This window comes from Streptomyces sp. MBT65, from assembly GCF_016612545.1.
GTDB lineage: Bacteria > Actinomycetota > Actinomycetes > Streptomycetales > Streptomycetaceae > Streptomyces.
Genome location: NZ_JAENRY010000648.1, coordinates 1 through 1,065, shown reverse-complemented (window position 1 = coordinate 1,065; position 1,065 = coordinate 1). Strand labels below are relative to the sequence as shown.

1 protein-coding gene is annotated in these 1,065 nt (G+C 78.1%); it reads right to left on the bottom strand.

The window, feature by feature from the left end; all coding sequences use genetic code 11:
• Positions 1-729, bottom strand: a 729-nt coding sequence (locus JHN63_RS51320) for a thioesterase II family protein (RefSeq protein WP_200691978.1), incomplete at its 3' end; no start/stop codon positions are given.
• Between the last annotated feature and the right edge of the window lie 336 nt (positions 730-1,065).

The window sequence follows — 1,065 nt, the reverse complement described above, 5'->3', positions numbered from 1 at the left end:
TCCCTGCGCTATCTGCTCGCGGCAGGCCCGGCCCAGCAGCCGGGGCAGTTCACGGCCGCCGCGGACGAAGAAGTGCCGGCCGGGGACGGTGCGCGAGCGGACCGGGCCGCTCGTCCACCGCTGCCAGCCCTCCCCCGCCCGGGGTGCGGCCAGCGGGTTGTCCCGGGAGGCGACGATCAGGACCGGGGTGGTGAGCGGGCCCTGCGGGGAAGGCCTGCGGGCCGCCTCGTGCAGGGACTGGGCCAGGGCCAGGTCGGCGCGCAGCACCGGCAGGACGGCCCGCAGCCAGATCCCCTCGTCGCTGCCGGCCGGGACCGCGCCGCGGCCGCCCAGGACGTGCAGCAGTTCGGCGTCCGTGGCCCGGCGGGCGTCGGGCAGGCCGGCCGGCAGGCGCGGCGGCGGCCAGGCGCCGACGGCCAGCAGTGCCGGGCCCGGCAGGCCCGCCTCGTGCAGGGCGCGGGTGACGGTGAGCGCGAGCACCGCGCCGAACCCGTGCCCGTACAGGACGTAGGGGCCCGGGTCACCGCCGGTGAAACGGGGCAGCACGTCGGCGAGCAGCGCCCGGTGCGTGCTCACCCTGGGCTCGGCGCGCCGCGGGGCGCAGCCCGGCAGGAGGACCGGGAGCGCCCGCACACCGGGTCCCACGCTCGCGTCCCAGTGGTCGAAGACGGAGACGCCCTCGGCGGAGTGGGCGAAACAGTGCAGCCGCACTGGCGGTTCGTCCGGCATGGCAACCTCCTGTGTGCCCCCTCCCGGCACCACACGGGCGGCACGGCGGCGGGGCGGAATCCGAGCACCGCCAGCATCGCCACCCGCCCTCGAACCCCACTCGAGAACGGCCCGAGCCGGAGCCCGTTCCCGGCCGGAGCCCTCCCCGGCGGGAGCCCTCCCGCGCCGCGGCCTGCCGCGCAGGCGCGGGTGCGGGTGCGGGTGCGGGGCAACCGGATACGGAAGGCGTTACGGGGAGGGGCGTTGCGGGTGCGGGCCGCCGCAGGGCCTCAACTCGCCCCCGCAGTAAGGGACTTCCGGACCGGCCGCCGTTCCGGAAGTCCCTTACTGCGGGGG